The 2138-nt window shown below is 56.9% G+C and carries 2 protein-coding genes; both read left to right on the top strand.

The features are described from left to right. Positions 1-102 precede the first annotated feature (102 nt). Positions 103-1005, top strand: coding sequence for a LysR substrate-binding domain-containing protein (locus BM388_RS17420; protein ID WP_089852499.1), 903 nt, complete (start codon positions 103-105; stop codon positions 1003-1005). 286 nt (positions 1006-1291) lie between these two features. Continuing rightward, positions 1292-1954 (top strand): cysteine hydrolase family protein, encoded by a 663-nt coding sequence (locus BM388_RS17415; RefSeq protein ID WP_217641107.1) that lies wholly within the window; start codon positions 1292-1294, stop codon positions 1952-1954. The last annotated feature ends 184 nt before the right edge of the window (positions 1955-2138 follow it).

Here is a 2138-nt window from a genome sequence, read left to right as displayed (position 1 = left end):
TCTTGAATCGTGTTCTGGCAGGAACATCTTGATTCTACAAGAGAAAACCACTCGCCATCTTCGTTTTCAGGACGCCCTCATGAATAAGCCGGGATCTATCCTATGCCCTTTTCCCGCGACGTTTTGACCACCATTCACCTGATTGCCAAATGTGGCAGTTTCGCTGTGGCCGCCGAGCGCCTGAACCGGGTGCCGTCATCTGTGAGTTACACGGTTAAAAAGCTAGAGGACGAGCTGGGGTTTCCGCTATTTGACCGCAGCGGCCGCCAGGCGCGCCTGACCGATGCCGGGCAGTATTTTATTGACCAGAGCCAATGGCTGGTGGATTCGTACGACGAACTGGTGCGCAATACGGCGATGATCAGCGCTGGCGCAGAGGTGTCGTTCTCGGTGGCCATCAATAACATCGTCAACCGGGAAGGGCTGGTGGATTTTATCGAGCAGCTGGACCGTCAGTTTCCCGCCACCCGTATCAGCGTGAAAACTGAGGTGTACAACGGATGTTGGGACGCGCTCTACGACCGCCGAGCTGACCTGGTGATTGGTGCGCCTCACGCTGCGCCGAAACTCGAGGGTATCGTGCACCAGTCGATTGGCCATATTGACTGGGATTTTGTGGTGTCCCGTCAGCATCCGCTGGCCCGGCGCACGGCAGTGCTCGGCGCCGAGGCGCTGCGAGCCTATCCGGCGATTGTGGTGAAAGATACCTCGCTGCATATCCTGCCGCAGGATACCTGGTCCCTGGCGGGGCAGAAAATCATTTATGCGCCGGATCTGACCGTTGCCATTAACATGATCGAGCGGGGCATTGGCATCGGCTACGTGCCCCATCACCGTATTCGCGAATGGCTGGACGAAGGCTGGCTGCTCAAAAAAGCGATCGTCGAACACAAGCAGCCTACCCAGCTGTTTTATGCCTGGCACGCCAATCGCGAAAGTCCGGTTCTGCAATGGTGCACTGACTATCTGACCCGCAGCGAGAACCGGCTGCGCTGGTGCCAGTGATCCGCTCGTGATCTGGATCAGCTTATTGCCACTGCACTAGACAAAAAAGTCGAAACCAACGATCAAAAGATTCGATGATACGGTCGAATCAAGCTCGACTCTGATCTTCCCCTGTTTCACTCCGCTCTAAGTTCCCCCCTGTTGTCAGCTTCCCTCGTCATTCATCAAATTAATTGTTCTCACCACTCAGATTTGCTCACTTTTGCCGCTGTATCGGCGGGTCTAGTATCGTTTTCAGCTCTTGACGACGAGCCGCTTTCACCCATAGCCGAAGGGGAATTGCATCATGAAGAAAACATTCCAAGCCGATCCGTTTGCCCTGGATTTTGATCCGCGAACCACCGCACTGGTGGTGATTGACATGCAGCGCGATTTCGTTGAACCAGGCGGTTTCGGAGAAGCCCTGGGTAACGACGTCTCCTTGGTACGCGGTGCCATCGAGCCCTGTGGCCGTGTTCTGCAAGCTGCCCGTGACGCCGGTCTGATGGTGATTCACACCCGTGAAGGTCATCGCCCGGATCTGACCGACTGCCCACCGGCCAAACTGACCCGAGGTGGTAAAACGTTTATCGGCGAGCAAGGCCCCAAAGGCCGCATTCTGGTGCGTGGTGAGAATGGCCACGACATCATTCCGGAGCTCTACCCGGTGGCCGGCGAGCCGATTATCGACAAGCCGGGCAAGGGCGCGTTCTATCAGACCGATCTGCATCTGATCCTGCAAAGCCGCGGCATCAAAACCCTGGTTGTCTGCGGTGTAACCACCGAGGTGTGCGTGAACACCACCGTGCGTGAAGCCAACGACCGCGGCTACGAGTGCATCATTCCGGAAGACTGCACCGGCTCCTACTTCCCGGAATTCCATAAGTACGCGCTGGAGATGATCAAGGCCCAGGGCGCCATCTGTGGCTGGGTAACCAGCGCCGACAACATCATTGCCGGACTGAAGTAGACCGATACGATGATCATCGCCCAGAGCTGCGGCTATTTGTGCCCCCGCCAGTCATTTGATGGCCAGGTGCACAGCGTATTCGAGCGCTCGGTGAATATCGTTACCGGCCTGCGCGCTACACCCTGGCTGTCGATTCTGGACACTTCGTTGCCCGCCACACCCACTGCCTTCCAGGGCGCTCTAA

The organism is Halomonas saccharevitans, assembly GCF_900116405.1.
GTDB classification, from domain to species: Bacteria; Pseudomonadota; Gammaproteobacteria; order Pseudomonadales; family Halomonadaceae; genus Halomonas; species Halomonas saccharevitans.
The sequence above is the reverse complement of the archived record's forward strand: the minus strand, read 5'-3'. Positions and strand labels throughout refer to the sequence as shown.